This is a genomic window from Bradyrhizobium vignae, from assembly GCF_900324035.1.
GTDB classification, from domain to species: Bacteria; Pseudomonadota; Alphaproteobacteria; order Rhizobiales; family Xanthobacteraceae; genus Bradyrhizobium; species Bradyrhizobium vignae.
This window is the reverse complement of sequence record NZ_LS398110.1, coordinates 4,986,872-5,011,115: the sequence shown is the minus strand read 5'-3', so window position 1 is coordinate 5,011,115 and position 24,244 is coordinate 4,986,872. Positions and strand designations below refer to the sequence as shown.

General features: G+C 65.2%; 22 protein-coding genes. 15 read left to right on the top strand and 7 right to left on the bottom strand.

Translation table 11 applies throughout. The features are described from left to right. The first annotated feature begins 149 nt into the window (after positions 1-149). Both BRAD3257_RS24490 and BRAD3257_RS24485 read left to right on the top strand, forming a co-directional pair. Positions 150-1,082, top strand: coding sequence for an N-carbamoyl-D-amino-acid hydrolase (locus BRAD3257_RS24490; RefSeq protein ID WP_122403975.1), 933 nt, complete (start codon positions 150-152; stop codon positions 1,080-1,082). A 5-nt stretch (positions 1,083-1,087) separates the two neighbouring features. Then, positions 1,088-1,747 carry a flavin reductase family protein gene (locus tag BRAD3257_RS24485; RefSeq protein ID WP_174221588.1) on the top strand — a complete coding sequence of 220 codons (660 nt, stop codon included), beginning with the start codon at positions 1,088-1,090 and terminating at the stop codon, positions 1,745-1,747. Here BRAD3257_RS24485 and BRAD3257_RS24480 read toward each other — a convergent pair. After that, positions 1,744-2,406 (bottom strand): aspartate/glutamate racemase family protein, encoded by a 663-nt coding sequence (locus BRAD3257_RS24480; protein ID WP_122406739.1) that lies wholly within the window; start codon positions 2,404-2,406, stop codon positions 1,744-1,746. The genes BRAD3257_RS24485 and BRAD3257_RS24480 overlap by 4 nt on opposite strands. A 56-nt stretch (positions 2,407-2,462) precedes the next feature. Here BRAD3257_RS24480 and hydA point away from each other — a divergent pair, with 56 nt between their 5' ends. The 13 genes from hydA (at position 2,463) to BRAD3257_RS24415 (ending at position 18,029) form a co-directional block, all read left to right on the top strand. Further along, entirely contained in the window at positions 2,463-3,932 is a 1,470-nt protein-coding gene (gene hydA / locus BRAD3257_RS24475; RefSeq protein WP_122403973.1) for a dihydropyrimidinase, read from the top strand. A gap of 16 nt (positions 3,933-3,948) precedes the next feature. Further along, a complete protein-coding gene (locus BRAD3257_RS24470) occupies positions 3,949-4,923 on the top strand; it encodes an NAD-dependent epimerase/dehydratase family protein (RefSeq protein WP_122403972.1) in 975 nt (324 codons plus the stop codon). 1 nt (position 4,924) lies between these two features. Continuing rightward, positions 4,925-5,674 carry an SDR family oxidoreductase gene (locus BRAD3257_RS24465; protein WP_122403971.1) on the top strand — a complete coding sequence of 250 codons (750 nt, stop codon included), beginning with the start codon at positions 4,925-4,927 and terminating at the stop codon, positions 5,672-5,674. Further along, entirely contained in the window at positions 5,671-7,107 is a 1,437-nt protein-coding gene (locus BRAD3257_RS24460) for an NAD(P)-binding domain-containing protein (protein WP_122403970.1), read from the top strand. The genes BRAD3257_RS24465 and BRAD3257_RS24460 overlap by 4 nt, the downstream gene beginning before the upstream one ends. Before the next feature lie 118 nt (positions 7,108-7,225). After that, a complete protein-coding gene (locus tag BRAD3257_RS24455) occupies positions 7,226-8,845 on the top strand; it encodes an ABC transporter substrate-binding protein (RefSeq protein WP_122403969.1) in 1,620 nt (539 codons plus the stop codon). 31 nt (positions 8,846-8,876) lie between these two features. After that, positions 8,877-9,908, top strand: coding sequence for an ABC transporter permease (locus BRAD3257_RS24450; protein WP_122403968.1), 1,032 nt, complete (start codon positions 8,877-8,879; stop codon positions 9,906-9,908). Then, the gene (locus BRAD3257_RS24445) at positions 9,905-10,753 is read left to right on the top strand and encodes an ABC transporter permease (protein WP_122403967.1); all 849 of its coding nucleotides are present in this window, start codon (positions 9,905-9,907) and stop codon (positions 10,751-10,753) included. The genes BRAD3257_RS24450 and BRAD3257_RS24445 overlap by 4 nt, the downstream gene beginning before the upstream one ends. Beyond that, positions 10,750-12,420, top strand: a complete 1,671-nt coding sequence (gene nikE, locus BRAD3257_RS24440) for a nickel ABC transporter ATP-binding protein NikE (protein WP_122403966.1) — start codon at positions 10,750-10,752, stop codon at positions 12,418-12,420. Before BRAD3257_RS24445 ends, nikE begins: the two co-directional genes overlap by 4 nt. A 141-nt stretch (positions 12,421-12,561) precedes the next feature. Further along, entirely contained in the window at positions 12,562-14,166 is a 1,605-nt protein-coding gene (locus BRAD3257_RS24435) for an ABC transporter substrate-binding protein (RefSeq protein ID WP_122403965.1), read from the top strand. A 17-nt stretch (positions 14,167-14,183) separates the two neighbouring features. Further along, positions 14,184-15,125 carry an ABC transporter permease gene (locus tag BRAD3257_RS24430; RefSeq protein ID WP_122403964.1) on the top strand — a complete coding sequence of 314 codons (942 nt, stop codon included), beginning with the start codon at positions 14,184-14,186 and terminating at the stop codon, positions 15,123-15,125. After that, positions 15,122-16,045 (top strand): ABC transporter permease, encoded by a 924-nt coding sequence (locus tag BRAD3257_RS24425; protein WP_122403963.1) that lies wholly within the window; start codon positions 15,122-15,124, stop codon positions 16,043-16,045. The genes BRAD3257_RS24430 and BRAD3257_RS24425 overlap by 4 nt, the downstream gene beginning before the upstream one ends. Before the next feature lie 20 nt (positions 16,046-16,065). Then, positions 16,066-17,055 carry an ABC transporter ATP-binding protein gene (locus BRAD3257_RS24420; RefSeq protein WP_122403962.1) on the top strand — a complete coding sequence of 330 codons (990 nt, stop codon included), beginning with the start codon at positions 16,066-16,068 and terminating at the stop codon, positions 17,053-17,055. Continuing rightward, positions 17,052-18,029, top strand: a complete 978-nt coding sequence (locus tag BRAD3257_RS24415; protein ID WP_122403961.1) for an ABC transporter ATP-binding protein — start codon at positions 17,052-17,054, stop codon at positions 18,027-18,029. Before BRAD3257_RS24420 ends, BRAD3257_RS24415 begins: the two co-directional genes overlap by 4 nt. A 3-nt stretch (positions 18,030-18,032) precedes the next feature. On the opposite strand, the gene BRAD3257_RS24410 is transcribed toward BRAD3257_RS24415, so the two are convergent. From BRAD3257_RS24410 to BRAD3257_RS24385, 6 genes are all read right to left on the bottom strand, one after another. After that, a complete protein-coding gene (locus BRAD3257_RS24410) occupies positions 18,033-18,320 on the bottom strand; it encodes a YciI family protein (protein WP_122403960.1) in 288 nt (95 codons plus the stop codon). A gap of 71 nt (positions 18,321-18,391) precedes the next feature. Then, on the bottom strand, positions 18,392-19,366 hold the full coding sequence (locus BRAD3257_RS24405; protein ID WP_162500340.1) for a sugar ABC transporter substrate-binding protein: 975 nt from the start codon (positions 19,364-19,366) through the stop codon (positions 18,392-18,394). 42 nt (positions 19,367-19,408) lie between these two features. Continuing rightward, entirely contained in the window at positions 19,409-20,386 is a 978-nt protein-coding gene (locus tag BRAD3257_RS24400) for an ABC transporter permease (protein WP_122403958.1), read from the bottom strand. Continuing rightward, entirely contained in the window at positions 20,383-21,333 is a 951-nt protein-coding gene (locus BRAD3257_RS24395; protein WP_122403957.1) for an ABC transporter permease, read from the bottom strand. The genes BRAD3257_RS24400 and BRAD3257_RS24395 overlap by 4 nt, the downstream gene beginning before the upstream one ends. Then, positions 21,326-22,849 (bottom strand): sugar ABC transporter ATP-binding protein, encoded by a 1,524-nt coding sequence (locus BRAD3257_RS24390; protein ID WP_122403956.1) that lies wholly within the window; start codon positions 22,847-22,849, stop codon positions 21,326-21,328. Before BRAD3257_RS24390 ends, BRAD3257_RS24395 begins: the two co-directional genes overlap by 8 nt. After that, positions 22,846-24,240, bottom strand: coding sequence for an FAD-linked oxidase C-terminal domain-containing protein (locus tag BRAD3257_RS24385; protein WP_122403955.1), 1,395 nt, complete (start codon positions 24,238-24,240; stop codon positions 22,846-22,848). Before BRAD3257_RS24385 ends, BRAD3257_RS24390 begins: the two co-directional genes overlap by 4 nt. Positions 24,241-24,244 lie beyond the last annotated feature (4 nt).

The following is a 24,244-nucleotide window of genomic DNA, read 5'->3' as shown; positions in this document are numbered from 1 at the left end:
CACGCCGCAGGCTGGAAATTTCGGGCGATGCTGCGTTAAGCTGCGCGCGCCGGCACATCGTTGAAATTGTGGCTTCTGCCTAAGACATCTTCTACCAAGACATCTTCTACCAAGACATCTTCTACCAAGACATCACCAGGAATTCACTGATGCGTATCGTCAATGTTGCTGCCGCCCAGATGGGCCCGATCCAGAGGGCCGACAGCCGCGAGGCCGTGGTCAAGCGCATGATCGCGCTGATGGACGAGGCCAAGAGCAAGGGTGCCGACCTCATCGTCTATCCTGAGTTGGCGCTGACGACGTTCTTCCCGCGCTGGTACGTGGAGGATCGCTCCGAGTTCGACATCTGGTTCGAGCGCGAGATGCCGAACACGGCGACGAAGCCGCTGTTCGAGCGTGCGGCGCAGCACGGGATGGCGATGAATTTCGGCTATGCGGAGCTGACGCCAGACGGCCATCACTTCAACACCGCGATCCTCACGGATAAATCCGGCAATATCATCGGCAAATACCGCAAGGTCCATTTGCCCGGTCACGTCGAGTACGACACCAAGCGCTCGCATCAGCATCTGGAGAAGCGCTATTTCGAGCCGGGCGATCTCGGCTTCAACGTCTGGCGTACGCTGGGCGGTATCATCGGCATGGCCATCTGCAACGATCGCCGCTGGCCGGAGACCTATCGGGTCATGGGCTTGCAGGGCGTCGAGATGGTGCTGATCGGCTACAATACGCCTTCCGTGAATGCGGAAAGAAGCGAGGAGGGCGTCGAGAAGCGCCTGTTCCACAACCGCCTCTCGGTGCAGGCCGGTGCCTACCAGAACTCGACCTGGGTGGTCGCGGTGGCCAAGGCCGGCGTCGAGGACGGCCACCCGCTGTTCGGCGGCAGCCTGATCGTTGATCCCAACGGCGAGATCGTCGCCGAAGCCAAGACCGAGGACGACGAGGTTCTGGTCCACGCGTGCGACCTCGACGCCACCACCTTCGGCAAGACAACGATTTTCGATTTCGCGCGGCACCGCCGCGTCGAGCATTATGGCCTGATCACCAGCCAGACCGGCGCGGTGCCGCCGCCGGAGACGTGAGGCCGATGGTGGACAAGGGCATCCCGCTGCGTGAACTCGATCCGCGCGATCGCTACAAGCTGCTTTGCGGCGTGGTCGTGCCGCGGCCGATCGCGCTGGTCACGACGCTGGACGAGAATGGTGCGGTCAACGCCGCGCCGTTCAGCTTCTTCAACGTGTTCTCGGAGAATCCAGCGCTGATCGTGCTCGGGCTCCAGCACAAGCCGGATCGCTCGCCGAAGGACACGACCCGCAACATCCATCGCGACGGCGAGTTCGTGGTGCACATGGTCGATGAGGCGCTGTCGGTGGCGATGAACGACTGCGCCGTCGATTTTCCCTCCGGCGACAGCGAGGTCGCCGCGACCGGGCTTGCGACGCTTCCCTCGATCGATGTGAAGGTGCCGCGCCTCGCCGCCGCGCCCTTCGCGCTGGAATGCCGGCGCCACGTCGTGCTGAACTTCTCTCCGGATCGTGAGCTCCTGGTCGGCGAGGTGCTCAGGGTGCACGCGCGTGAGGGGCTCGTCGACACCGCCAACATGTATGTCGATCTCGACGCCTACCGGCCGATCGGCCGCATGTTCGGCAATCTCTACACCACGCAGCGGGATACGTTTGCTTTGACGCGCGAGAGCCATGCGCAATGGCTCGCGCGCCAAGTTGCCAAAGAGCTGAAGGACGCCTAGTGGGCCGAGAACTGCACCGTACCCAGCGCCATGGTGACGGCCGCCTGTGTCGGGTCGATCACGGGAATGCGCAACGCGTCTTCGAGCGGGCGGCGGTGGCGCGCCATGCCGGCGCAGCCCATCACGATGGCGCGGGCGCCGTCCTCGTCGCGCAGCGCGCGACCGACCTCGATCATCTTGGCCAGCGTGCCTTCACCGGAGGCCGTTTCCGCAACGCTCATGTTCAGCGGCCGCTCGCCGGCAAGGCGCTCGGTCAGTCCCATCTGCCTGAGATAGCGCATGTGCCGCGCGATCGAACGCTGCGCAATTGCGATGACGCCGAAGGTCTCGGCGCGGGAAAGCGCCGTCAGCACGCCGCACTCGGCGATGCCGAACACGGGGCGGTCGGTGCCTTCGCGGCAGACCTGAAGCCCGGGATCGCTGTAGCAGGCGATGACGAAGGCGGCCGAGCCGTTGTCGCTTTCGACGAGCTTTCGCAGCGGCATCGCAACGCTGTCGACGTCCGTCTGGCTTTCGATGCCGAAGGGACCCTCGGCCAGCGTCTGGCAGACCAGCTCCGGCCCGCCTTCGAAATCGAGCGGCTTCAGCGCATCCTCCAGCCCTCGCGTGACCGCAGGATTGGAATTCGGATTGATGACGAGAATGCGCGGACGGGACATCATGGTCTTCCTGCGAAATTGCAATTGCGTGCCTTGAGTCTATCACGGAGTGCCTCATGACTGAACCCGCTTACGACCTGATCATCCGCGGCGGCCGTGTCGCGACCACGACCGACGTCTTCGAGGCCGACGTCGCCATATCAGGCGAAACCATCGCCGCCGTCGGCCGCGGGCTTCCGGCGGCCAAGCGCGAGATCGACGCACGCGGCAAGCTGGTGTTGCCCGGCGGCGTCGACAGCCACGCCCATATCGAGCAGTTGTCGGCCGCAGGCATCATGAACGCCGACACTTTTGAGAGCGCGACGGTCTCGGCCGCGTTCGGCGGCACCACCACGGTGATCCCGTTCGCCGCCCAGCATGTCGGGATGAAGCTGCCACGGGTGGTGGAGGATTATCACGCGCTGGCGAAGAAGGGTGCGGTGATCGACTACGCCTTTCACATGATCATCGCGGATGCGACCAGGGAGACGGTGGAGGAGCACATCCCGTCGCTGGTGAAGCAGGGCCATGCGTCGATCAAGATCTTCATGACCTACGACCGGCTCAAGGTCGATGACGAGCCTTTGCTCGACATCCTGCTCGCCGCGCGCGAGTCCGGCGCGATGCTGTGTGCGCATGCCGAGAATCACGGCATCATCGCCTGGATGGTGAAGCGGCTGCTTGCGCGCGGCTACACCATGCCGAAATATCACGCCGTCAGCCACGCGCGCGTGTCGGAGGCGGAAGCGTTCACGCGCCTGATCGGCATGGCCGCGCTGATCGACCAGCCGATCATGATCTTCCATGTCTCGACCGCCGAAGGCGCCAAGGTGATCCGCGACTCGCGCGGGCAGGGGCTCAAGGTGTTCGCCGAGACCTGCCCGCAATATCTGTTCCTCACCGCCCACGATCTCGACAAGCCCGGCGCCGAAGGCGCCAAATGGATGTGCAGCCCGCCGCCGCGCACGCATGCCGACCAGGAGGCGCTGTGGCAGGCGCTCTCGCTCGGCGATCTCCAGACCATCTCCTCCGATCACGCGCCGTATCGTTACGATGAGACCGGCAAGCTGCGCGCCGGCCCCAATCCCAATTTCAAGCAGGTCGCCAACGGCCTGCCGGGGCTTGAGCTGCGGCTGCCGCTGTTGTTCGACGCGATGGTGTCGAAGGGACGGCTCGGCCTGGAAAAATTCGTCGAGCTGACCGCGACCGCGCCGGCAAAAATCTACAATCTGCATCCGCGCAAGGGCTCGATCGCGGTCGGGGCCGATGCCGATATCGCGATCTGGGATCCAAACCGCGAGGTCACGATTGCCGACGAGATGATGCACGATCTCGCCGGCTACACGCCGTTCTCGGGTCGCAAGCTGAAGGGCTGGCCGGTATCGGTGCTCTCGCGCGGCCGCGTGATCATCGACGGCAACAAGTGTCTCGCGAGCGCCGGCGGCGGAAAATTCCTGGCGCGCAGCGGCGGCGAGGCGGCAAAGCCGACCGGCCGGCTCGTCGCCGACATGGATCCGGAACGGAATTTCGGAGCAAAACTGCTGTGACGGTGGATCGCTCGCGATGAAGATCGTCATCTTCGGCGGCACCGGGTTTGTCGGCCTCAATCTTGCCGAGGTGCTGCTTGCGCGCGGACACGAGGTGACGCTGCATGATCGTTCGCCGCTGCCACCGGCTGCGCAGCGATCGCTGGCCGACTACCGCGAGCGGCTCAAGGTTGTTCAGGGCGACATCACCGACGCGCAAGGCATCGACGCCCTCATGGCACAGGGCTGCGACGCGATCGTGCTGGGCGCCGCGGTCACCGCCGGCGATGACCTCGAACGGGCATCGCCCGCGCGCGTTCTCGAAATCAACGTGATGGCGCAGATTCCCATTCTGCTTGCGGCGATCCGCCATGGTGTTCGCCGCGTCATCAATCTCTCGTCGGCGTCGGCCTACGGGGCAGCAGGTCAACGTCACCGGATATTGGACGAGGAAACGCCCTGCGATCCCGTCTCGTTCTACGCCATCAGCAAATTCACCTCCGAGCGCTCCGTAGCGCGCCATGCCGAGCTCTTTGGCGGTGATTTCCTGAGCGTGCGCTTGAGTGCCGTGTTCGGTCCTTGGGAGCGGCCCGGCTCGGTGCGAGATACGCCGAGCCTCCAGTTCCAAATCCTCGCTGCGTTCGCCCGCGGCGAACCGGCGCTCTTGCCAGCTCCTGGAATCAAAGATTGGACCTATGCGCCGGACGTCGCCGAGGCGGTGGCACTGCTGATCGAGGCCGAGCGGCCGCGCGATCGGCTTTACAATATCTCCAGCGGCGTGGCGTGGTCGGCGCTGCAATGGGGCGAGGCGTTTGCGGCCCTGCATCCCGGGCTGGAGTGCCGGCTCGTGTCTCCCGGAGAGAAGACCGTCATCAAGCTTCATGGCGGGGATCGCGCGCCGCTGTCGGTCAGGCGGATGGCCGACGAATTCGGCTGGCGCGCGCGGTTCGGCTGCGCCGAATCCGCTGCCGCGATGAGCGCCTGGTGGGTGCAGCACAAGGAGGGGATTTGACATGCGGCTGCAGGGGCGCACGGCGATCATCACGGGAGCGGGCTCGGGGATCGGCCGCGCCAGCGCAAAACTGTTCGCGGAGGAAGGCGCGCGCCTTGCTCTGGTCGATCGTGATGCTGCAGGGCTTCAAGACACGCTGAAGCTGCTGAGCGAGGCAACGACGCATGTCGGCGACGTCGGCGATGCCGCGTTCGCCGAGGCGGTTGTCGGCGATGTCGTCGCGCGGCACGGTCGGCTCGACATCCTGATGACCGCTGCGGGGTTCTCCTGCGGCGGCACGGTGCTGACCACGAGTCCGGAAGACTGGGACGCGGTGTTCCGCGCCAATGTCGGCGGCACCTGGCTGTGGGCGCGGGCCGCGGTGCCGCAGATGCAGCGGCAGAACAGCGGCTCGATCATCACGCTGGCCTCGCAGCTTGCGATCGCCGGCGGAAAGGGCAACAGCGCCTATATCGCCGCCAAGGGCGCCATCGTCAGCCTGACGCGGACGATGGCGGTGGATTTTGCAACGGACGGCATTCGCGTCAACGCGATTGCGCCGGGCGCGATCGACACGCCGATGCTTCGCCGCAGCTTCGCCCGTCACGCCAATCCAGAGGAGGTGCGTGAGGCCTCGCGCAACCGCCACGCCATGAAGCGGTTCGGCCGGGCCGAAGAGGTCGCGCAGGCCGCGTTGCATCTCGCCAGCGATGCCTCTTCGTTCACGACGGGCACCGTGATGGTGGTCGACGGAGGCTGGCTCGCGGCATGAGTGAGGCGCTCACCCAGCTCGAAACTGATATTCGCGTCGATCTGGCGCGGATCGCCCATCCCGGCGCCGCGTGGCTCGAAGCGAAAACGGGACCCGACGGCAAGCCGGCGCTGGATGTGCTCATCGTCGGCGCAGGCCAGTCGGGCATCGCCATCGGTTTCGGCCTGCTGCGCTCCCGCGTCAGCAACATCCTGCTGATCGACAAGGCCGAGGAAGGGAAGGAGGGCCCGTGGCTCACCTATGCCCGCATGCCGACGCTGCGCAGCCCAAAGGACTACACTGGTCCGGACCTCGATATCCCCAGCCTGACCTACCAGTCCTGGCATGAGGCCCGATTCGGCAAGGAGAGCTGGCAGGCACTCGACCTGATCCCGCGCGCCCATTGGGCGGCGTATCTGCTCTGGCTGCGGCGCACGATCGCCTTGCCGGTACGCAACGGTTGCGAGCTCCTTGAGATTGCGCCTGCGTCTGACGGCCTGCTCGCCGCGCGCGTGAAACGGGCAGGAGAGGTCGAGACGCTCTACGCCCGCAAGATCGTCCTGGCGACGGGGCAGGAGGGCATGGGCGGCTGGATGATTCCGGAGCAGCTCGCGCATCTGCCGGCGAGTTCGGTCGCGACCGTCGCCGACGACATCGATTTCGAAAGCCTGCGCGGCAAGCGCGTCGCCGTGATCGGCGCCGGCGCCTCTGCCTTCGACAATGCGGCAACGGCGCTGGAAGCCGGTGCCGCCGAAGTGCACCTGCTCTGCCGGCGTGCGCAGATCCAGGTGATCCAGCCCTATCGTTGGCTGACCTTCCGCGGCTTCCTGCGCCATCTCAGCGATCTCGACGATACCTGGCGCTGGCGCTTCATGCGCAAGATCCTCGAGATGCGCGAGGGATTTCCGCAACCAACCTATGACCGCTGCGCGCGGCACGCCAATTTTACGTTGCACGAGGGCGCGCCGGTCGAGGCGGCGCGCAAGACCGGCGAGGCCATCGAATTGGAGACGCCACGCGGCGCCATCACCGCCGATTTCGTCATCTGCGGCACCGGCATCGACATGAACTTTGCCGGCCGCGGCGAGCTCGCCAAGTGCGCCGGTAACATCGCGACCTGGGCCGACCGCTACCAGCCGCCCGAGGACGAGCGCAACGAACGCCTCGGCCGCTTTCCCTATCTTGCCGATGATTACGCCTTCACCGAGCTCGTGCCGGGAAAGACACCGTGGATCTCCGACATCCATCTCTTCGCCATTGCCTCCACCATGAGCTTCGGTCCGTCGGGATCCTCCATCAATGCGATGACGACCGCCGTTCCAAAGCTGGTCCACGGCCTGACGCGCGGCCTGTTCCGCGCCGATATCGCCCGCCATTGGGCCTCGCTCAGCGCCTATGACGCGCCGCAGGCCGTGGTCAAGCGGCCGGCGCGAAAAATGGGGGGATCGCTGTGACCATCTATGCGCCGCCGCGACGATTCGTCCGCAAAACGCCCGATGAGACTGGCGCGCAACTTGCTTCTCTCTTAACCTGCCTTGCTGGCGTTCTCGTTCGAAATTCAGGGAAAAACCGATGCGTTTTGTGTCTTTCAGGCCGGCGACCTCAGTGCTCGCTATCACCGCACTGTTGCTCATCGTCACCGCGCCGTCGCAAGCGCAAACCAGGGCAGAGACATTGCGCTACGTGACCGGCGCGTCCGTCAACACGCTCGATCCCAACATCCCCGGCTCGACCCGCGAGTCCTTCGCATTGAGCATGAGCACCTATGACCGTCTGGTCGCGTTCGGCCGCAAGCAGCTCAACGGCAAATGGGTGTTCGATCTCGACACGATCACGGGCGAGCTCGCCGAATCCTACGAGGTCAGCCCCGACGGCCTGAAGCTCACCTTCCGCCTGCGCAAGGACGCAAAATTCCAGGACGGCTCGCCCGTCACGGCCGAGGACGTGAAATGGTCGCTCGATCGCTGCGTCACCGCGCCGATCCTCGGCAAGGCGCAATTGCTGACGGGATCGCTGACATCGGCCGATCAGTTCAAGGTGATTGATCCCCTCACCATCGAGGTGACGCTGCCCAAGCCCGACAAGCTCGCGCTGCCCAATCTCGCCACCGTCTACCCGATGATCATCAACTCGAAAGTGGCAAAGGAGCACGCGACGGCTGACGATCCGTGGGCAACAGCCTGGCTGAAGGAGCACACCGCCGGCAGCGGCGCCTATGTGGTCGAGAGCTTCAAGCCCGGCGAGCAGGTGATCGTCAAGCGCAACGAGGACTGGAACCGCGGCTCGGCCAACAAGCCGGCCTTCTTCAAGCGCATCATCGTGCAATCGGTGCCGGAGCCCGCGACCCGCGCCAACCTCGTCGAGCGCGGCGATGCCGATCTCGTGCTCGATCTGCAGGCCAGCGACGTGCAGTCGCTGGAAGCCAAGGGCAAGCTGAAGGTGGTCTCGACGCCGCAATACAATGCGATCACCTTTGTCTCGATGAACAACCAGATCCCGCCCTTCGACAACGTCAATGTCCGCCGCGCCATCGCTTACGCGCTGCCCTATGACGACATGTTCAAGGCCGCCCTGTTCGGCCGCGGTTCGCCGCTGTTCGGCGCAACCTGGGCGGACGGCAAGCCGGCGAACGGAATCTATCCGTTCCAGCAGCCGGTGAAGCTCGACCTCGACAAGGCCAGGGAATATCTGAAGGCCGCAGGTCTCCCCGAGGGCTTCTCGACCACCTTCAGCTTCAACGTCGGCCAGGCCTCGACCGCCGAGCCGATGGCGGCTCTCGTGAAGGAATCGCTCGGCAAGATCGGGATCAAGGTCGACATCCAGAAGCTGCCGGACGCGCAGATGTCGACGCAGATCAACGAGAAGAAGCTTCCCTTCTACACGGAGGGCATCGTCGCCTGGCTGCCGTCGACCGATTACTTCTACCGCAACTTCTACACCGGCAATCAGCGCTGGAACTACTCTTCGATCAACAACCCGGAACTTGCGGCGATCGCGCAGGAAGCGCGCTTCGAGCCTGATAAGGCCAAGTATGAGGAAGCCGGCCGCAAGCTCAACGCGATGCACTTTGATCTGATGCCGCAGATCATGTTGTGGCAGCCAAACCAGGACGCCGTCATGGCGCCGTCGATCGAAGGCTACACCTACGAGTTCCATCGCCAGGTCGACTATCGCGACGTCAGCCGCAAGTGATATCGGAAAGCGAAGGAGGCTCTGAAGAGCGATGACCGGTCTTGGCGCAACGCTCGTGCGGGCGGGCAGGCGGCTTCTGTCGTCGCTGCCGGCGCTGTTCGGCGTGCTGGTCTTCACCTTCCTGCTGATGCGCGTCCTGCCCGGAGATCCCGCGGTGTTCTTCGCCTCGGGGCCCAATGCCGGCAAGGAGGAGATCGAGCTGATCCGCAAGCAGATGGGCCTCGACAGGTCGGTGCCGGAGCAGCTCGTGTTCTATCTCTCCGACATCAGCCACGGCAATCTCGGCCGCTCCATGATGACCGGCCAGCCGGTGCTGAAGGACCTGCGCGAGCGGCTGCCGGCTTCGCTGGAGCTCACCTTCACCGCGCTCCTGATCGCGCTGATTGCGGCGGTGCCGCTCGGCGTCATCGCGGCGCTACGGCCGGGGTCGGTCATCGATCACGGCGTGCGGCTGTTCTGCGCGCTCGGTGTCTGCGTGCCGACCTTCGTCTCGGGCCTGCTACTGATCTACGTATTCTATTATCTGCTCGGGCTTGCGCCTGATCCGACCGGGCGGATCGACGTCTTCACCTCGCTGCCGCCGCAGCGCACCGGCTTTCTTTCGATCGATTTCCTGCTCGCCGGCGATCTCGAGGGCTGGTGGACGGCCTGCAGGCAATTGATGCTGCCGGCGGTGAGCATGGCGCTGTTCGTGATCGCCCCGCTGGCGCGGATCACGCGGGCCTCGATGCTGGTCTCGCTCGGCAGCGATTTCGTGCGCACTGCGCGCTCGGTCGGGTTATCCTGGCGCAAGGTGGTCGTGACCTACGCGCTGCGCAATGCGATCCTGCCGGTCATCACCATCGCCGGCATCGTGTTCTCGACGATGCTGGGCGCCAACGTCCTGGTGGAGAAGGTGTTCTCTTGGCCGGGCGTTGCCTCCTATGCGCTCGATGCGCTGCTGTCCTCCGACTATGCACCGGTGCAGGGCTTCGTGCTGCTGATGGCCAGCCTGTTCGTGTTGGTCAATCTCGTGGTCGATATCTGCTACGGTATCGCCGATCCCAGGGTGTCGATCGAATGACCAGCGCCACACTTCGCCATTCGGTCTGGATCCTGCGCGGCAATCCGCTCACGGCGGTGGCTGCGGCCGGGGTGACGCTGTTCGTCCTGGTCGCGATCTTCGGACCGTGGATCGTGCCTTACGATCCGGTGGCCTCGAATGTCTCGGAGGCACTGCTGCCGCCGAGTGCGGCGCACATTGCCGGCACCGACCAGCTCGGCCGCGACGTGTTCAGCCGTCTCGTCATCGCCGCGCGGCTCGACCTTGCCATCGCAGTCTCCGCGGTCGGAATCTCCTTTGTCATCGGCGCCGTCGTCGGCGCGTTCTGCGGCTATGCGGGCGGCCGCCTCGATCGCACCGTCGGCCGTTTCGTCGATGTGATGATGGCGTTTCCACTGTTCGTGCTGGCGATGGCGATGGTCGCAGCCCTCGGCAACCGGATCGAAAACATCGTAATCGCGACCGCGATCATCAATCTTCCATTCTACATCCGCTTCGCGCGGGCCGAGGTCAACGTCCGCCGCAATGTCGGCTGGGTCGAGGCCGCGCGCGCCTGCGGCGAGAGTCACTTCTCCGTGGTGCTGCGCTTCCTGCTGCCGAACATCCTGCCGGCGATGGCGGTGCAGATCTCGCTCAATCTGGGCTGGGCCATTCTCAATGCGGCCGGCCTGTCCTTCATCGGCCTCGGCGTCAAGCCGCCGACGCCGGAATGGGGCATCATGGTCGCCGAAGGGGCGCGCTTCATCTCGACCGGACGGTGGTGGCTGGTGGCCTTTCCGGGCCTTGCGCTGATGCTGGCGGTGCTGTGCTTCAACCTCCTCGGCGACGGGATGCGGGACATCCTCGATCCCCGGATGCGCACATGAGCCAGGACCTCCTCAGGATCGACGATCTCCACGTCGCGTTCTCGACGCGGCGCGGCATGGTCGAGGCCGTGCGCGGCGTGACGCTCACGGTGAAGGCCGGTGAGATGCTCGGACTCGTCGGCGAGAGCGGCTCGGGCAAGTCGGTCACGGGCTTTGCGACGACACGGCTGCTCGATGCCGCGGGCCGCGTCACCGCCGGCAAGATCCTGTTTCGTGGGCAGGACGTCACGAAGCTCAGGGGCGATGATCTCCGACAGCTGCAGGGCGCCGCGATGTCGATGATCTTCCAGAACCCGCGAGCGGCGCTCAATCCGATCCGAGCGATCGGCCTGCAGATCGCGGACGCGATCCTTACGCACAAGCGTATCTCGAAACCGGCCGCGCGCGCCGAGGCGCTGGAGTTGTTGCGCGCCGTCCAGATCCGCGATCCCGAGCAGCGGATGAACGCCTATCCGCACGAGCTCTCCGGCGGCATGTGCCAGCGCGTCATGATCGCGATTGCGATCTCCTGCAATCCCGCACTGTTGATCGCCGACGAGCCGACCACCGGGCTCGACGTCACCACGCAGAAGGTGGTGATGGATCTCTTGGCAGATATCGCGGCCGCGCGCGGCATGGCGACGATCCTGATCACGCACGACCTCGGGCTCGCAGCGCGCTATTGCCGCCGCATCGCCGTGATGGAGCGTGGCCGCATCGTCGAGGAGGCGAGCCCGAGCACTCTCTTCAGCGCGCCACGGCACGCCTATACGAGACGCCTGGTTGCGGCGTCGCCGACGGCGACGTCACGGATCGAAGACCTCGTGACGGAAGAGGAGAGGGAGCGTTACACGGCCGTTCTCGGCAAGCCGCGGCCGACGCTCGCGCACGGCACGCCGCCGCTTCTGGAAGTACGGAAGCTCGCAAAGCGCTTCGACCAGGGCTCAGCAGCAGTCGCCGACTTCTCGATGACGATGGCCAGCGGCGAAAGTGTCGGTCTCGTCGGCGAGTCCGGCTCCGGCAAGAGCACGACTTCGCGGATGATCTGCCGCCTGATCGATCCGAGCGAAGGCGACATCGTGTTCGACGGTCAGTCGATCGGGCACGTAGCGTCGCGTGATTTTCACCGCTCGCCATTGCGCAAAAACATTCAGATGGTGTTCCAGGACCCGAACGAGAGCCTCAACCCGCGCTTCACCGCCTTCGACTGCATTGCCCACCCCTTGATGCGACTCGACGGCATGCGCGCTGGCGAAGCGCTGCGCCAACGCGTGGAAGAGTGCGCGCAGCGCGTGGGATTGCCGCTGGATCTGTTGCCGCGGTTTCCGCATCAGCTCTCCGGCGGCCAGAAAGCCCGCGTCGGCATCGCCCGCGCCATTGCCTGCCGGCCGCGGCTCCTGGTGCTGGACGAGCCGACCGCCGCGCTCGACGTCTCCGTGCAGGCGGTGGTGCTGCAACTGCTCGACCGCCTCAGGCGCGAGAACGACATCGCGCTGCTGTTCGTGAGCCATGATCTCAACGTCGTGCGCATGCTGTGCGATCGCACCATCGTGCTGCGCAATGGCGGCATCGTGGAGCAGGGCGAGAGCCGGGCTCTGTTCGAAAATCCGAAGACCGACTACACGCGCAAATTGGTCGAGGCGATCCCCCACATCGAGGCCGGGCCGGCGCTGGTGGCCGTCCTCTGAGCCCGTATCGGCCGGAACGGCGATGAGATCCCGCTGGCGAAGGCGGATTTAGTGGCATAGCATTTGCTTGCAAATGGGCTCGGTTTCACTTGCCCCATTGCCAATGAACAGCTGGCATCACGGCACTACTGGGAGGACTTGATGGATCGCAGGACCGTATTGAAGGGACTGGCCGGCGCGGGCGGTCTGGCGTTGACGGGCGGCCTGTCGGCCCCGGCGATCGCCCAGGGTGCGGCGGCACGCACCCTGCGTTTCGTGCCGCAGGCCAATCTCGCCAATTTCGATCCGATCTGGGGCACGCAGTATGTCGTGCGCAATGCGGCCGCGATGGTCTGGGACACTCTTTACGGCATTGATTCCTCGCTGCAGCCGCAACGGCAGATGGTCGAATCCGAGGAAGTGACCGACGATGGCACGACCTGGACGTTCAAACTGCGGCCGGCGCTCAAGTTCCATGACGGCGAGCCGGTGCTGAGCAAGGACGTCGTTGCAAGCCTGACGCGCTGGTCGGCGCGCGATCCCATGGGACTGATGATCAAGGCGCTGCAGCAGGAGCTCACGGCGGTCGACGACCGCACCTTCAAGTGGGTGCTCAAGCAGCCCTTCCCGAAGATGCTGTACGCGCTGGCCAAGAACAATTCGCCGTGCTGCTTCATCATGCCGGAGCGCATCGCGCAGACCGATCCGTTCAAGCAGATCACGGATTATGTCGGCTCCGGGCCGATGAAGTTCGCCAAGGGCGAATGGGTGCCCGGCGCGAAGGCCGTGTTCGAGAAATTTGCCGATTATCAGCCGCGGCAAGAGAAAGCATCGTGGCTCGCGGGCGGCAAGCAGATGCTGCTCGACCGCATCGAATGGATCGTGATGCCGGATCCGGCCACGGCAGCCGCTGCCTTGCAGAACGGCGAGGTCGATTGGTGGGAAAATCCGATTGCGGACCTCGTTCCAGTTCTGAAGAAGAACAAGAACATCAGCGTCGACATCGGCGATCCCCTCGGCAATATCGGCTCGTTCCGCATGAACCATCTGTTTCCGCCGTTCAACGACGTGCGGGCGCGGCGCGCGGTGCTGATGGCGCTCAGCCAGGAAGACTACATGCGCGCGATCGTCGGCGACGACACCGCGCTGTGGAAGCCGCTGCCCGGCTTCTTCACGCCGAATACGCCGCTCTACAGCGAAGTCGGTGGCGAGATCCTGAAGGGCAAGCGCGACTTCGATGCGGCCAAGAAGCTGCTCGCCGAGAGCGGCTATTCCGGCCAGCCCGTGACGTGCCTCGTGGCGCAGGACCAGCCGATCACCAAGGCGCAGGGCGACGTCACCGCGGACCTCTTGAAGAAGCTCGGCATGAACGTCGACTTCGTCGCGACCGATTGGGGCACGGTCGGCTCCCGCCGTGCGCAGAAGACGCCGCCGGGGCAGGGCGGTTGGAACATGTTCCACACCTGGCACGCGGGCGCGGACTGCATCAATCCGGCTCCCTACACCGCCATTCGCGCCAACGGCGACAAGGCCTGGTTCGGCTGGCCCAACAGCCCCGGCACCGAGAAGGAGGTCACGTCCTGGTTCGAGGCCAAGAACCTCGACGAGGAGAAGGCCGCCATCGGCCGCCTCAACAAGGCGGCGCTCGATGACGTCGTCTACGTGCCGACGGGCTTCTTCCTGAGCTACACCGCCTGGCGCAAGAACGTCTCCGGCATCACCAAGGGGCCGCTGCCGTTCTTCTGGGGCGTGACGAAGTCCGCATGATCGCGCGCTGAGGCCAGATGCTCTCCTACATCCTCCGTCGCATCGTCGCGACCTTGCCAGTGATGGCGATCGTCGCGCTGTTCGTGTTCAGCCTGCTCTACATCGCACCGGGTGATCCGGCCGTGGTGATCGCGGGTGACCAGGCGAGCCCGGAGGATGTGGAGCGCATCCGCCAGAGCCTCGGTCTCGATCGTCCGTTCCTGGTCCAGTTCGGAAGCTGGGTCTGGCGCATCCTGCATGGCGATCTCGGCACCTCGATCTTCACCAACCTGCCGGTTTCGGCGATGATCGGGCAGCGTCTCGAACCGACGCTGTCGCTGATGGTCGTCACACTGCTGCTCACGATCGTGGTGGCGGTGCCGCTCGGCGTGGTGGCGGCGTGGAAGGCCGGCAGCCTGATCGACCGCGTCATCATGGGCTTTGCCGTGTTCGGCTTCTCGCTGCCCGTGTTCGTGGTCGGCTACATGCTCGCCTACATCTTCGCGCTCGAGCTCGAATGGCTCCCGGTGCAAGGCTATACGCCGCTTGCGCAAGGCTTCTGGCCGTGGCTGGAAAACCTGATCCTGCCGGCGATCGCGCTCGGCTGCGTCTACATCGCGCTGGTCGCGCGCATCACGCGGGCAGCCATGCTCGAAGTGCTGCAGCAGGACTATATCCGCACCGCCAAGGCCAAAGGGCTCGGGCAGGGCGGCATCCTGTTCATTCATGCGCTGAAGAACGCGGCGGTCCCGATCGTCACCGTGATCGGGATCGGCATCGCGCTCCTGATCGGCGGTGCGGTCGTGACCGAGAGCGTGTTCGCGATTCCCGGCCTCGGCCGCCTCACGATCGATGCGATCCTGCGCCGCGACTATCCGGTGATCCAGGGCATCGTGCTGCTGTTCAGTTTCGTTTACGTCCTCGTCAATCTGATGATCGACGTCGTCTATACGCTCGTTGACCCGAGGATCCGCTATTGACCGACACCACCGTCAATCCGCAATCGCTTCCCACCGGCCTCGTTCTCGCGCCGCAACTGCCGGAAATCCTCCGGCCGGTCAAGATCCGGCGCGGCTTCGTCGGCCTCTTGCGCGGCCATCCCACCGTTGCGATCGGCGGCGTGTTGTTGCTCGCACTGGTTTTGATCGCCGTCTTCGCCCCTCATCTCGGGACGGTCGACCCGACCGCGCTTGCGCCCGCAAAGCGCACACGGGCGCCGTCGGCCGATTTCTGGTTCGGCACCGACGTGCTCGGCCGCGACATCTATTCGCGGGTGCTGTTTGGCGCGCGGGTCTCGCTCACCGTCGGCCTGTCGGTCGCGATCTTCGCGTCCGCGGCGGGTCTTGCCATCGGCATGGTCTCCGGCTTCATCCGTTGGGCCGACGGCATCCTGATGCGCTTCATGGACGGCTTGATGTCCATTCCGCCGATCCTGCTCGCGATCGCGCTGATGGCGCTGACGCGCGGCAGCGTCGGCAACGTCATCCTCGCCATCACCATCGCCGAAATCCCGCGCGTCTCGCGCCTCGTGCGCAGTGTCGTGCTGTCGCTGCGCGAGCAGCCCTATGTGGACGCGGCGGTCGCCTGCGGCACGCGCACGCCCATGATCATCTTGCGTCACATCCTGCCGAACACGGTTGCGCCGATGCTGGTGCAGGCGACCTATATCTGCGCCAGCGCCATGATCACGGAGGCGATCCTGTCCTTCATCGGCGCCGGCACGCCGCCAACCATTCCGTCCTGGGGCAACATCATGGCCGAGGGCCGCGCGCTGTGGCAGGTCAAGCCCTATATCGTGTTCTTCCCGGCGGCCTTCCTGTCCGTCACCGTTCTCGCCGTGAACCTGCTCGGCGACGGCCTTCGCGATGCGCTCGATCCGCGCTTGGCCAAGCGTCTTTAGATGTCTCGGGGCTGATCGCGATGGCGCTGCTTGAAGTCGAGAACCTCCAGACCCACTTCCGCACTCCCAGCGGCATCAACCGGGCGGTGGACGGGGTGTCCTTCCACGTCAACGAGGGCGAGACGCTGGCCATCGTCGGTGAATCCGGCTGCGGCAAATCGGTGACGTCGATGTCCCTGATGCGGCTGATCCCGGAGCCGCCGGGCAGGATCGCCGGCAGCATCCGCTTTGCCGGCAAGGATCTCCTGAAGCTGTCGGACCGCGAGATGCGCGCAATCCGCGGCAACGACATCTCGATGATCTTCCAGGAGCCGATGACCAGCCTCAATCCGGTGCTGACCGTCGGCCGCCAGATCCGCGAGACCTTGATGATCCATCAGGGCCTGGACAAGCAGGCCGCCGAGGCGCACGCGGTCGAGATGCTGACGCTGGTCGGTATTCCCGAGCCGAAACGGCGCGTCGGCGAATATCCGCACCAGCTCTCCGGCGGCATGCGCCAGCGCGTGATGATCGCGGTTGCGCTCGCCTGCAATCCGAAGCTTCTCATAGCGGACGAGCCGACCACCGCGCTCGACGTGACCATCCAGGCGCAGATCCTGAAGCTGATGCTGGACTTGAAGCGCCGGGTCGGCGCCGCCATCATCCTGATCACCCACGATCTCGGCGTCGTCGCCGAAATCGCCGAACGTGTCATGGTGATGTATGCCGGTCGCAAGGTCGAGGAGGCGCCGGTCGCCGAGCTGTTCCGCTCACCGCGTCATCCCTATACGCAAGGCCTGCTCGGCGCGGTGCCGAAGCTCGGCTCATCGCTTGCCGGGACCGCAACGCGGCTCGCCGAGATCCCAGGGCAGGTGCCTGACCTCCGCAAGCCCATTATCGGCTGCGTCTTTGCCGGCCGCTGTGCGCTTGCGACCGACCTCTGCCGGCAATATGCGCCGGGGCTCGAAGAGAAGGGCCCGCGCCACATCGCCGCCTGCCATTACGCCGCCAAGGGAGCGATCGCGGCATGAGTCCCCCGCTGCTCCAGGTCAACGACCTCAAGAAGCACTTCCCGATCAACAAGGGCCTGTTCGGCCGCAAGTCCGAGTTCGTCTATGCGGTCGACGGCGTGTCCTTCGAGATCGCGCGCGGCGAGACCTTGTCGCTGGTCGGCGAGTCCGGGTGTGGCAAGTCGACGGTCGGCCGCGCCATTTTGCGACTGTTCGAGATCACCTCGGGCCAGGTCATTCTCGACGGCCAGCGCATCGACGACGCGCATCCGAGCACGATGCGCCAGATGCGCCGTCGCGTGCAGGTGGTGTTCCAGGACCCGTTCTCCAGCCTCAACCCGCGCATGCGCGTGCGCGACATCTTGGCCGAGCCGATCCGCAATTTCGGTCTCGCCAAGTCCAAGGAGGATCTCGAGGTCCGCGTCACCGCGCTGATGGATACCGTGCGCCTGCCGCGCGAGGCGCTGAACCGCAGGCCTCACGAATTCTCCGGCGGCCAGCGCCAGCGCATCGGGATTGCCCGTGCGCTCGCGGCCGAGCCCGAGCTGATCGTGTGTGACGAGGCAGTCTCCGCGCTCGACGTCTCAGTCAAGGCGCAGATCGTCAATCTGCTCCAGGACCTCCAGCGCGAGTTCGGCTTGGCGCTGTTGTTCATCAGCCACGACCTCGCCATCGTCGAGCACATGACGCATCGGGTCGCAGTGATGTATCTCGGCAAGATCGTGGAAGTGGCGCCGCGCCGCGAGATCTTTGCCGCGCCAAGGCATCCCTACACCAAGGCGCTGCTTTCGGCGGTGCCGCTGCCCGAGCCCGGCGCCCAGCGCAATCCGATCATCCTCAAGGGCGACGTGCCGAGCCCGATCAACCCGCCGCGCGGCTGCCGCTTTCATACCCGTTGCCCCTTCGTCTTTGACCGCTGCCGAACGGAGGAGCCGACGCTGCGTGTGGTGGGAGACGAGCAGTGGGTGGCCTGTCACCTCGAAGAGCCGCCGTAGGGCTCACCCCTGCCGGCGCAGGAAGCCCGTGATCGTGACCTTTTCCCAAATGCCGGCCGCAGCAAACGGATCGGCACGGTTGAAGGCTTCGACTTCGGCGCGGCCCGGTGCCTCGATCAGGAACAGGCTGCCGATCATCGTCTGGCCATCGTCGGAGACCAGCGGTCCCGACATGACGATCTTGACGTCGAAGCGCGAGGTGTCGCTCAGGAAAGCCTTGTGGGCATCGTAATTGGCAAGCCGGGTCGGCAGCGCGCCGGTGCGGTCGACGGCGTGAATGGCAAACAGCATGATGTCTCCGTTTCTTGTTTCAATTCTTGGGACGGCCGCAGGAGCGGCCGTCCGGACTCGTGGTGTTCGGATTATTTCGCGCTGAGCTTGCCGGCGTCCTCGAACGTCGGGCAGGTCCGCTGCTCCAACGGCACGTCGAAGGGCTGGTAATTATCCTTGGTGATGACGGTCGGCTTCAGCACGATCTCGCTGATGATAGGCTGATTGCGCAAGGAGCGGATCGCCATCATGGTGCCGAGGCAGCCTTGCGCAAAGCCGTTGTAGTCGCCGCTCGCCAGCAGCTTGCCGGACTTGATCGCGTCGATCGCCTCCTTGGTGCCGTTGATGCCGATCACCAGCGCCTTGCGGTTGGCGCCGTCGAGCGCCTCGATCGCGCCGATCGCCATGGCGTCGTTGGCCGCGAGCACGCCGTCGATCTGCGAATTCGACTGCATCAGGTTCTCCATCACCTGAAGCGCCTGAAGCCGTTGATAGTTACCGGGCTGTGAAGTCAGCAGCTTGGCGCTGGGCGCTTCCTTCAGCGCGTCGTTGAAGCCGCGCACGCGATCGACATTGGTCAGCGAGCCCTTGACGCCCTCGATGATGACGATGTTGCCCTTGCCGCCGAGGGTCTTGAGCAGGAAGCGCGCGGTCTCCAGCCCGAGGCTGTAATCGTCGGCGCCGACGAAGGAGAGGAACTTGCCGCCGGCGGAGCGGTCGGTGATGTTGACGACCGGGATCTTGGCCTCGTTGATCTTCTCGACACCGGGCACCATCGCCTTGTAATCGACAGGCGTGAAGACGATCGCGCTCGGCTTTTTGACGACCACGTCCTCGATCTGGCTGAGCTGCTCGGGAATCGAGTCCGGCTTGGTCGGGATGTATTGCAGCGTCTTCGCGTTCAGCGATTTCGCCATGTTGTCGGCGCCGACCCGCACCGTCTGGAAGAACGGGTTGGTCTGGTTCTTGGTGAAGACGGCGATAGCCTCGCCGTCGGCACGCACCTCGGTGGCGAGTGCAACTGCCATCAGCAGCGGCAGCGCCAGGTAACCCAGCTTCTTTTTCATATTGCCTCCATCCCTCATTTTGCTTGTTGGATTTCTGAGTGCTCATTGCGCGCGGCGGCGGGTCTTCATGTCGAGCCAGACCGCGAGAATGACGATGATGCCTGTCACCAGCGGCTGCCAGTTGGCGCTGACCGACAAGAGGTTCATGCCGTTCAGCACCAAGGTCAGGATCAGCGCGCCAATGAAGGTGCCGAACACGGTGCCGACGCCGCCGAACAGCGAGGTGCCGCCGATCAGCACGGCCGCGATTGCCGGCAGCGTCAGGCTCTCGCCGATGTCGGCTTCGGCCGAATTGAGCCGTGACAGGAAGATGATCGAGGCGAGCCCCGCCATGGTGCCCGAGACCGCGTAGACCAGCAGCAGGCGCCGCGCGACCGGGATGCCGGAGAGCCGCGCCGCGACCGGATTGGCGCCGATCGCGTAGATCTCCTGGCCCCAGATCGTGCGCTGCGCGAACAGCGTGCCGATCCCGAGAAACACCAGCAGCAGATAGACCGGGATCGGCAGGCCGAACAGATAGCCGCTGCCGATCTGGCGGAATCCGGCCGGGAAGCCATGCAGCGTCTCGCCCGCCATGTACCAATAGGTGAGGCCGTTCAGCACCCAGAGCATGCCATAGGTGGCGATGAAGGAGGGGATGCGCAGCGCCGTGACCATGATGCCGTTGAGCAGGCCGACGATGCCGCCGCACGCGAGCCCGGTGAGGATGCCGAGCGCCGGCGACCCCGTCTTGTGGATGATGGTGCCGGCGATGCAGGCCGACAGCGCGACGTTGGCGCCGACGGAGAGATCAAGACCCGCGGTCAGCACCACCAGCGTCAGGCCGGAGGCGATGAAGAAGGTCAGGCTCGCCTGCCTCAGCACGTTGAGGATGTTGCCGAGGCTGAGGAAGGAGTCGCTGAGCACGGCCAGCACGGCGCAGATCAGGAGCGCGGCGAGCAGGCGATAGAACAGCTGGACTGCGTCCTGCGAGAGGAAGGAGCGGGGCGGCACGATGGCACCCTTGGTGATGTCGGTCATGCCCGGCTCCTGAGGCCGTCGAGGAACAGCGCGAGGATGACGAGCACGCCGACGCTTGCGACCTGCACCGAGGACGGCAGTGAGATCAGGTTCAGCCCGTTCCGCAAGACGCCCACCGCGATCACGCCCAGCACGGTGCCGAGGAGCCAACCATTGCCGCGCTCGAAAGACGTGCCGCCGACGGCGACGGCGGCGATGGCGTCGAATTCGAGGCCAAGGCCGGCGGTAGGGTGGCCGGAGTTCATCCGTGCGGTCATCAACAGACCGGCGATGCCGGCCATGGCTCCGCCGATCGCGTAGACCGCGATCAGCAGCCTGTTCGGCGACAGGCCGGCGTAGCGCAGCGCCTCGCGATTGCCGCCGAGCGCGAAGATGTAGGTGCCGAAGCGGGTGTGATAGAGCAGGCCGTGAAAGGCGGCGTACGTCACCAATGCCATCACGACCGGCACGGGAATGCCGAGAAGCGTCGCCGAATAGATGTCGCGGACGCTGTGGGGAATGCCGACCACGCTCTGCCCATCGCTGACGATCAGGGACAGGCCCTGAGCCATGCCGAGCGTGCCGAGCGTCGCGACGAAGGGCGGGATGCCAATGATCGCGACCAGCCAGCCATTGGCGACGCCGAACGTTGCGCCGACAAGGAGGCCGGCCCCTAGGCCCAGCAGCATCGACTTGGTCGCGAGCGACACGATCGCGACGCAGAGAGAGGTCAGCGTCAGCACCGCGCCCATCGACAGGTCCAGCCCCTCGGTCATGATGATCAACGTCATCGGCAGCGCGAGCATGGTCAGGATGGTGGACTGCACCAGCACGTTGGAGAGGTTGGCGACCGACAGGAAGCCGGGCGCGATCACGCTGAACAGTGCGATCAGCAGCACCAGCACGATGGCAACGCCGGGAATGCGCTGCAGCGGATTGGGTTGCGAAATGACCGCGGCTTCACGCATGATGCATCCCCAGTCGCACGATGTTCTCCTCCGTGAGTTCGCTGCGTGTCAGGTGCCCGGCAATGCGCCCCTCGCGCATCACATAGGCGCGGTCGCAGACATGGCAGATCTCGATCTGTTCGGACGAGATCATCAGGGCCGCCGCGCCGTCGGCGACGAGGCGATCGATCAGCGCAAAAATCTCGGACTTGGCGCCGATGTCGATGCCGCGCGTCGGCTCGTCGAAGATGAAGAGTTTTGAGCCTGCCGCGAGCCATTTGCCGATCACGACCTTCTGCTGGTTGCCGCCGGAGAGCAGGCCGACGGTCTGGCGCGCGCTCGGGGTTGCAATGCGCAGCTGCCGGATCAGGCCATCGGCGGTGCGCTGGGCCGAGCGCTGGTCGAACAACCCGCTCGGAAAAAGCTTCTCCAGCGCCGAGACCACCAGATTATCGCTCACCGATCGCAGCAGCGCGAGGCCTTCGCTCTTGCGGCTCTCCGGGATCAGCGCGATGCCGCGGCGGGCGGCGAGGTCCGGCTCCCCCGAGATAGTTTTGCCGTCGAAGATGATCTCGCCCGACGTCACGGGATCGGCGCCAAAGATGGCGCGCGCGACCTCGCTGCGGCCCGAGCCGACCAGGCCGCACAGGCCGACGATCTCGCCCCGGCGCACCTCGATGTCGATGCCGGAGATCCCGGTCGGCGCAGTCAGGCCCTTGACCTCCAGCAGCACCTCGCCCGGCTTGTCGGCGAAATTCCGCGGGTAGGTCATGTCGACATTGCGGCCGACCATCATGCGGACGAGCTGGTCCGGCGTCACGTCGGCCGGTCGGACGCCGTCGATGCGGCGGCCGTCGCGCAGCACGGTGATGCGGTCGCCGAGCGCGAACACCTCGGCCATCCGGTGCGAGATGTAGACGATCGCCACCCCATCGGCTTTCAGTCGTGCGATCAGAGCGAACAAGAGCTCGGTCTCGCGGTCGGACAGCGCCGCGGTGGGCTCGTCCATCACGAGGATGCGGGCGTTTTGGCTGATCGCCTTCGCGATCTCGACCATCTGCTGCTGCGCCACTCCCAGCTTATCGACGGTGGTGGATGGATCGATGTCGAAACCGATCGTGTCGAGCACGCGCCTTGCGTCGGCCAATATCCTGTGGCGGTCGATGGTGCCGGGGATGCGGCCCTTCGGTTCGCGGCCGAGGAAGATGTTCTGGGCGATGTCGAGATAGGGGACCAGCGAGAATTCCTGGAAGATCACGGCAATGCCGAGCTTCTGCGCATCGGCCGTGGAACTGATCGCGACCCTCTCACCCTTGTGGTAGAATTCGCCAGCGTCGGCACGGTAGGCGCCGCACAGCACCTTCATCAGGCTCGATTTTCCGGCGCCGTTCTCGCCCAGCAGCATATGGACTTCGCCGGGATAGATGGCAAAGGACACGTCGTCCAGCGCCTTGACGCCGGGAAACTCCTTGCTGATGCCGCGCAGCTCCAGCAGCGGCGTGGGCAAGGTGACCTCGATCGGAAGCGCGTCGCTCATGCTTTGGCTCCGCTCGCAAAGATCTTTCCGGGGTTCATCAAGCCATTCGGGTCGAGTGCCGTCTTGATGGATCGCATCACATCGACGGCCTCGCCGAGTTCGTCGGCGAGATAGTCGATCTTGCCGAGCCCGATGCCGTGCTCGCCGGTGCAGGTGCCGTCCATGGCGATGGCGCGGGCGACCATGCGGGCCTGCAGCGCCTTGGCGCCTTCGGTCTCCTCCGGCTTGTTGGGATCGATCAGGATCAGCATGTGGAAATTGCCGTCGCCGACATGGCCGACGATCGGCGCGGTGAAGCCGTGCGCGTCCGCATCGCGCCGCGTCTCGGTCAGGCATTCCGCGAGACGCGAAATCGGCACGCAGACGTCGGTGATCACCGCGCGAGCGCCGGGGCGGAGGCCGAGGCCGGCATAGAGCGTGTTGTCGCGGGCGTGCCAGAGCCGGCTGCGGTCTTCCTGAGCCTTGGCCCAGGCAAAGCCGTGGCCGCCATGGTCGGCGGCGATCGCCTGAGCGGCCTCGGCCTGTTCGGCTGCGGAGCTCTCGGAGCCATGGAATTCGAAGAAGAGGGTCGGCGCCTCGCGATGGCCGAGCTTGGCGTAGGCGTTGATGCCGCGCATCATGACGTCGTCGAGTAGTTCGACGCGCGCCACGGGGATCGCGGACTGGATCACGGAGATCGCGGTGTCCACGGCATCGTGAAGGGTGTCGAAGCTGCAGACCGCGGCCGAGATCGCCTGCGGCACCGGGTGCACCTTCAACGTGATCTCGGTGATCACACCGAGCGTGCCTTCAGCGCCGACGAACATCCGCGTCAGATCATAACCGGCGGCGGACTTGCGGGCGCGCTTGGCGGTGCGGATGATACGGCCGTCGGCCAGCACCACCTCCAGCGCCATGACATTGTCCTTCATGGTGCCGTAGCGCACCGCCATGGTTCCGGAGGCGCGGGTGGACGACATGCCGCCGATCGACGCGTCGGCGCCGGGGTCGATCGGGAAGAACAGGCCGGTGTTGCGCAGCTCCGCATTGAGCTGCTTGCGGGTGATGCCGGGTTGCACCACCACATCCATGTCGCTGTCGTGGACGGCCAGCACCCTGTTCATGCGCGCGAAGTCGAAACAGACGCCGCCCGCGGCTGCCGCGGCATTGCCTTCGAGCGAGGTACCGGCGCCGAACGGAACGATCGGCATGCCCGCGTCGGCGCACAGTTTGACGATCTTAGCGACTTCCTGCGTCGTCTCGGGATAGACGACGATGTCGGGCGGCAAATTGCGATAATGCGACTCGCTCTGCCCATGCTGATCGAGCACGCCGCGCGCGACGCTCGCGCGCGGACCGATCATGCCGGTGAGGCGCTCGGCAAATATGCTCGTGCTGACCCGCGGTCCCATCCTT

Bases quoted from the DNA above. Each gene is read 5' to 3' on its own strand.
- BRAD3257_RS24485 (WP_174221588.1), top strand. From the start codon at position 1,088: ATGGTGGACAAGGGCATCCCGCTGCGTGAACTCGATCCGCGCGATCGC.
- BRAD3257_RS24455 (WP_122403969.1), top strand. From the start codon at position 7,226: ATGCGTTTTGTGTCTTTCAGGCCGGCGACCTCAGTGCTCGCTATCACC.
- hydA (WP_122403973.1), top strand. From the start codon at position 2,463: ATGACTGAACCCGCTTACGACCTGATCATCCGCGGCGGCCGTGTCGCG.
- BRAD3257_RS24435 (WP_122403965.1), top strand. From the start codon at position 12,562: ATGGATCGCAGGACCGTATTGAAGGGACTGGCCGGCGCGGGCGGTCTG.
- BRAD3257_RS24420 (WP_122403962.1), top strand. From the start codon at position 16,066: ATGGCGCTGCTTGAAGTCGAGAACCTCCAGACCCACTTCCGCACTCCC.
- BRAD3257_RS24385 (WP_122403955.1), bottom strand. From the start codon at position 24,240: ATGGGACCGCGGGTCAGCACGAGCATATTTGCCGAGCGCCTCACCGGC.
- BRAD3257_RS24445 (WP_122403967.1), top strand. From the start codon at position 9,905: ATGACCAGCGCCACACTTCGCCATTCGGTCTGGATCCTGCGCGGCAAT.
- BRAD3257_RS24470 (WP_122403972.1), top strand. From the start codon at position 3,949: ATGAAGATCGTCATCTTCGGCGGCACCGGGTTTGTCGGCCTCAATCTT.
- BRAD3257_RS24405 (WP_162500340.1), bottom strand. From the start codon at position 19,366: ATGAAAAAGAAGCTGGGTTACCTGGCGCTGCCGCTGCTGATGGCAGTT.
- BRAD3257_RS24480 (WP_122406739.1), bottom strand. From the start codon at position 2,406: ATGTCCCGTCCGCGCATTCTCGTCATCAATCCGAATTCCAATCCTGCG.
- BRAD3257_RS24430 (WP_122403964.1), top strand. From the start codon at position 14,184: ATGCTCTCCTACATCCTCCGTCGCATCGTCGCGACCTTGCCAGTGATG.
- BRAD3257_RS24400 (WP_122403958.1), bottom strand. From the start codon at position 20,386: ATGACCGACATCACCAAGGGTGCCATCGTGCCGCCCCGCTCCTTCCTC.
- BRAD3257_RS24465 (WP_122403971.1), top strand. From the start codon at position 4,925: ATGCGGCTGCAGGGGCGCACGGCGATCATCACGGGAGCGGGCTCGGGG.
- BRAD3257_RS24395 (WP_122403957.1), bottom strand. From the start codon at position 21,333: ATGCGTGAAGCCGCGGTCATTTCGCAACCCAATCCGCTGCAGCGCATT.
- BRAD3257_RS24410 (WP_122403960.1), bottom strand. From the start codon at position 18,320: ATGCTGTTTGCCATTCACGCCGTCGACCGCACCGGCGCGCTGCCGACC.
- BRAD3257_RS24490 (WP_122403975.1), top strand. From the start codon at position 150: ATGCGTATCGTCAATGTTGCTGCCGCCCAGATGGGCCCGATCCAGAGG.
- BRAD3257_RS24415 (WP_122403961.1), top strand. From the start codon at position 17,052: ATGAGTCCCCCGCTGCTCCAGGTCAACGACCTCAAGAAGCACTTCCCG.
- nikE (WP_122403966.1), top strand. From the start codon at position 10,750: ATGAGCCAGGACCTCCTCAGGATCGACGATCTCCACGTCGCGTTCTCG.
- BRAD3257_RS24460 (WP_122403970.1), top strand. From the start codon at position 5,671: ATGAGTGAGGCGCTCACCCAGCTCGAAACTGATATTCGCGTCGATCTG.
- BRAD3257_RS24450 (WP_122403968.1), top strand. From the start codon at position 8,877: ATGACCGGTCTTGGCGCAACGCTCGTGCGGGCGGGCAGGCGGCTTCTG.
- BRAD3257_RS24390 (WP_122403956.1), bottom strand. From the start codon at position 22,849: ATGAGCGACGCGCTTCCGATCGAGGTCACCTTGCCCACGCCGCTGCTG.